The sequence below is a fragment of the Limosilactobacillus sp. genome, assembly GCF_051873075.1.
Classification (GTDB): domain Bacteria; phylum Bacillota; class Bacilli; order Lactobacillales; family Lactobacillaceae; genus Limosilactobacillus.
The window spans coordinates 1-4,969 of record NZ_JBJEEM010000080.1; the positions used below are offsets into that span (position 1 = coordinate 1).

7 protein-coding genes are annotated in these 4,969 nt (G+C 47.6%); 6 read left to right on the forward strand and 1 reads right to left on the reverse strand.

Annotation, left to right across the window (positions count from 1 at the left end; genetic code table 11):
- Positions 1-300: 300 nt before the first annotated feature.
- A complete protein-coding gene (locus ACI31J_RS08190) occupies positions 301-591 on the forward strand; it encodes a hypothetical protein (protein ID WP_439773928.1) in 291 nt (96 codons plus the stop codon).
- Entirely contained in the window at positions 543-896 is a 354-nt protein-coding gene (locus ACI31J_RS08195; protein WP_439773929.1) for an acetylxylan esterase, read from the forward strand. Before ACI31J_RS08190 ends, ACI31J_RS08195 begins: the two co-directional genes overlap by 49 nt.
- Positions 897-1,058: 162 nt before the next feature.
- On the opposite strand, the gene ACI31J_RS08200 is transcribed toward ACI31J_RS08195, so the two are convergent.
- Positions 1,059-1,550, reverse strand: coding sequence for a GNAT family N-acetyltransferase (locus ACI31J_RS08200; RefSeq protein WP_439773930.1), 492 nt, complete (start codon positions 1,548-1,550; stop codon positions 1,059-1,061).
- A 98-nt stretch (positions 1,551-1,648) separates the two neighbouring features.
- On the opposite strand from ACI31J_RS08200, the gene ACI31J_RS08205 reads away from it, so the two are divergent.
- The 4 genes from ACI31J_RS08205 to ACI31J_RS08220 all read left to right on the forward strand — a co-directional run bounded on the left by ACI31J_RS08205 (position 1,649) and on the right by ACI31J_RS08220 (position 4,823).
- Positions 1,649-2,512, forward strand: coding sequence for an alpha/beta hydrolase (locus ACI31J_RS08205; protein ID WP_439773931.1), 864 nt, complete (start codon positions 1,649-1,651; stop codon positions 2,510-2,512).
- Between the two features lie 5 nt (positions 2,513-2,517).
- A complete protein-coding gene (locus ACI31J_RS08210; protein WP_439773932.1) occupies positions 2,518-2,679 on the forward strand; it encodes a hypothetical protein in 162 nt (53 codons plus the stop codon).
- A gap of 92 nt (positions 2,680-2,771) precedes the next feature.
- Positions 2,772-3,641, forward strand: coding sequence for a DUF3737 family protein (locus ACI31J_RS08215; protein ID WP_439773933.1), 870 nt, complete (start codon positions 2,772-2,774; stop codon positions 3,639-3,641).
- 12 nt (positions 3,642-3,653) lie between these two features.
- Positions 3,654-4,823, forward strand: coding sequence for a MalY/PatB family protein (locus tag ACI31J_RS08220; RefSeq protein ID WP_439773934.1), 1,170 nt, complete (start codon positions 3,654-3,656; stop codon positions 4,821-4,823).
- Positions 4,824-4,969 lie beyond the last annotated feature (146 nt).

The following is a 4,969-nucleotide window of genomic DNA, read 5'->3' on the forward strand; positions in this document are numbered from 1 at the left end:
TTTCCCTTTTTCAATTCAAGTTTCAGAATTTACACAAAATATTTTACGCTCTCATATTATCATATTAATATCGTGTTTTAAACACATTGATATTACGATATTTTCATAAGCATACTATAAGCAAATGATTCAACGGGTTTCAATGTTAAGACCGAACAAGCAGGCATTCTAATAACAACTTGCTGCTATTCAAATCCCGTATACCGCCTTTCAGTGTTGATAATTTATCCTTCTAATCACGGCACCATAGCACCATACAATAATGGTGTTGAATATTCGAAATAGGAGGTTACTGAAATTATGCAAACTCAAAAAGTTGTTTTCATGAATAAGGATTTAAGCTTACGTCTAGCCGGCCTGCTCCGCTTGCCCGGAGATTTTGGCTTGAACAACGACTACCCTGCAGTGGTTGTCGTGGGCTCAATGCTTTCCATCAAGGAACAAGTCCAAAGCACCTACGCTAAGCGGCTGACGGAACAGGGCTATGTAAGTCTTGTCTTCGACGATGAGGCGAAAGCCAAGGGACACCCCGGCAGCAGGAATTGCCGAGCATTAAGGAATCCGACATTGAAGGGGCGGTTGATTTCCTGAATAGCCTGCCATTTGTCGATAGTGATCGCATCGGGGGACTGGGAATCTGTGGTGGTGGATCCTACATGTCCGCTGCCGGCGTTAAGGAACCACGGCTAAAGGCAATCACGGCGGTTGTTCCGGCCATCGCTGATATTTCTAAGTCACCAATGGCTTCTTTCTTCAAGCCAGAAGACGAGGTCACGGCGGCCAAGAAAAATTATGAAGAAAATGATGGCCCGATTGACTACCTCAATTTTATGCCAAGAGCATTTGATGAAGGGGCCGCTTACTACTTTACCGCCCGCGGCAGTCACCGCGGCTAGGACAATCGGGCTGTGGCCTGGAGCCAGCTGGAATTAAGCCGGTACAACGTCCCAGAAATTACGAAAGACATGAAGAAGCCATACCTTCTTTGCTAAAAACTTATGATTAAATTTTAAAAAGCGGATAGTCGCGCCTGAGCTGGCGTAACTATCCACTTTCATTTAATATGTCCGCCCATAGATCAATAAGCTGTGCAACTCATCATTTAGCATTGCGATGTTGTGCAGGATCCCCCAGTATTCAAAACCGCTGGCGGTAAAAAGCCGTTGACTAGCTTCATTCTCTTGGTAAATATAAGCCACGATCGTTTTAGTGGCTACGTGGGTTTGCGCCCACTGGTCAACTAAATTCAAGAAATGCCGGCCAATCCCTTGGTGTTGGGCCGCACGACTGACATAAATTGAGATTTCATCAGAAGCCCGGTAGGCGGAGTGGGGATAAAAGGGTTCAAGACCGCACCAGGCGACGACCTCGTCATCGGCAACGGCAACCCAGAGGGGATGGTCATCATCAAAGGCGGCTAGCCAATCCCGCCGACTTTCCGGGGTCACCAATTCAACCTCGTCGTTGATCGGCAGGTTAACCGACTCGTTGAAGATTGCAACAATTTTAGTGAGGTCCGTTGCCCGGGCCCGGCGAAAGGTGATTGCCATTTTTACTCCTCCTTTAAAATTTAACCCCGCCATCATTCAAGAAATGCGCGATAATAGGACTAGCAACTTACAGAAATGGGGTGATTTGGTTGCAACGATTGAAAAAAATCAGTAAAGTATTGGGATGCGGTCTTGGCGGAATTTGTGTTCTATTATTGCTTACTCAGGCATTCCTGTTGAAGGGGACCCCGGGCAAGAAGATTGATCCAACAGCAGGGCCTGAAACGATTCGCTATTCGCAAGTACCCACCCTGCTAATCCCCGGTTGGGGCGGCAACACCATCACCTACAATCACCTGATTAAATATTATCAGGACCGTAACGTTGCCCAAAAGGTCATGACCGTTTGGGTTTCACCACACCACCACATCCGGGTCAGTGGGGATTGGCATGGGCAGAAGAACGCCCTGATTCAAGTCCTCTTTGACTGGAATTATAGCACCAGCTACCATCCCCAGGTTGGGCAATTGCGCCACGTCCTAGTTTACCTCAATAAGCACTACGGGATTAAGCAGGCCAACATTATCGCTCATTCTTACGGGGGTACAGAATTCATGCACGCTTATATGGGTTCTAAGTACCTGCAGCACGCCTTGCGTCTTAACAAAATAATCTTTTTAGGAGTGCCGGTCGAGGAAAGCCTGAGCGATCACTTGCCGTACCATTACCCGCTGGTCCACCATTCAAAGGATAAAAACTTCCACCAGCTCCGTGCCCAAATGAAGGAGTGGCAATTAAAATATCCGATCGAAATTTACAACCTGATGGGGTCAAAAGAGGGAAGCAAGCTGACCGATGGTGCGGTACCGCACATTCAGTCTGAAATGCTGAAGGCGCTGATCCAGTCGCACCCAACAATCAAGTATTACCAAAAGATCTACCCTCATACAACCCACAGCCAACTGCATGATCGTCCATTAATCCTAAAAAAGATCGAACAGATCATGTGGGGAAAGGAGTAACCATAATGAAGAAAGAACACGGTCAGGTGACAGGGATAATTTGGCGGGGGCCTGATGACCTCGCTGCCTACCAGCAACTGCGGGTTTATGCTGAAGAACACCATTTAACAGTATCAGCGGCCGCCAAGCAGCTGGTCATTCAAGCCCTGAACAATACAAAATCCTGATAGACAACGATTAATAATAATTATTTTACATTATTGAAGTTTCTTACTAAAATATAGTTATTAGTAATTGACGAAAGAAGGACCAACTTAAAATGAAAGAAATCATTGACCAATATTTTGATGGCGAGCGGCCGCTGTTTGGTGAACACGATGCCAAGATTACCCGGACGACCTTCGGCAAGGGGGAGTCACCGTTAAAGAATGCCCACGACCTTGAGCTGAATAAGGTGATTTTCCAGTGGAAATACCCGCTCTGGTACGATCAGCACGTGACGGTGAATGATTCCATCTGGGAGACAATGTCCCGCTCGGGTATCTGGTACACTAATGACATCGAAATCAATGACAGTGCCATCCAAGCGCCTAAGCAGTTCCGCCGTTGCAACGACATTCGACTCAACAACGTCCATTTTGGGGACGCTGAAGAGACCATGTGGTCATGCAAGAATATTAAGATGAACAATGTCCAGGTCAATGGTGACTACTTCGGCATGAACAGTGAAAACATCTACGCTGATCACCTCAACATCATCGGTAACTATGCCTTTGACGGGGCCAAGAACGTTGAGATTCATAATTCAACGATGGTCACCAAGGATAACTTTTGGAACTGTGATAACGTGGTGGTTTACGACTCATTCCTGAACGGGGAATACCTGGCCTGGAACACGAACCACATTACGCTGATCAACTGTACGATTGAGAGTGATCAGGGACTCTGCTACACCAAGAACCTCACGCTGAAGAATTGTCGGCTCCTGCACACCGACCTGGCTTTTGAATACTGTGAGAACATCGATACCGAGATCGATTCCGACATCATGAGCGTTAAGAACCCGATCAGCGGGAAGATCAAGGCGCACCACATCGACGAGATCATCATGGATCCGCACGAGATCGACCCAAGCAAGACGACCATTATCACGGATGATGACTCAGCACAACACGTTAAGCAGCACTAGGGGGTAAATTAAATGCAATACGATTTTGATACGATTCTGGACCGGAAGCATACTAATTCTGAAAAATGGGATGTCAAAGCTGGTGAGCTCCCGATGACGACCGCCGACATGGACTTCAAGACGGCCCCCGAAATCATGACCGCCATGAAGAAGAAGATTGACCAGGGGGCTTTTGGCTACGAATACCCAACTCCGGAGTACTTCCAGGCAGTAGCCGAATGGTATGCCAAGGAACACCACGCGGCTGCTGAGACGGACTGGATGCGGTTTGCCACCGGCGTCATCCCCGCAATCACGGCGAGTGTCCATCACTTTAGCCATGAAGGGGACAATGTCCTCCTGATGGAACCAGTTTACAATACCTTCTACAACTCCATCATCAACAGCGGTCGGCACGTAATTGCCAGTCAACAACTGTATGATCATGATCAGCACACCTACCATGTCGACTGGTACGACCTGGAAGATAAACTGGCGGATCCGCTGACGACCCTGATGATCCTCTGCAACCCCCACAACCCAACTGGCTACGTCTGGACAAAGGACGAGCTGACCCATATCCTGTCGCTGGCCAAGCGTCACGGGGTGATTGTAATCAGCGATGAGATCCACGGTGACCTGGTACTGGAAGGGCCAGACTATACCCCGGCATTTTCATTGCCGACGGAGATTACCAGCAATTTAATCGCCCTGGTTTCGACCAGCAAGACCTTCAATTTGGCGGCCCTCCACTCGGCCACCGGGATTGTTCCCAACCCAATCTTACGGGAACGTTTCAATCGGGCCATCAACAAGTACGAAGTCGCTGAGCCCAACCTGTTGGCAATTCCAGGAGCCATTGCGGCCTACCAGCAGGGTGGTGAATGGTTGCACCAATTGAAGCAGTATGTGCTGGCCAATAAGCACTACATCGCTGACTTCATCAAGCAGAACCTACCCGAAATGCACCTGGTACCCGGAACAGCAACCTACCTGCTCTGGATCGATACAAGTGAAATCACTGCTGATAGTCAGCAGCTGGCAGAGTTCATTCGGCAGGATAGCGGTTTGATCATCAACCCAGGAACTTACTACCATGGCAACGGTGCCGGCTTCATTCGGATCAACATTGCCTATCCACGGAAGCAAATTGAGGATGCGATGCAGCGTCTCCTGAAATCTGTTAAGGATTTTGAAAAGTAGTAATTAATAGAAAAACAGCACCTAAGCGTTCGGCGTTTGAAGTGCCTCATAATTGTTAGACAAAGTTCTAACGATTGTGAGGCATTTTTTATATGACTAAATATAATCCAAAATTAAAAGCCCAAATTATTCATGAATACCTTTCT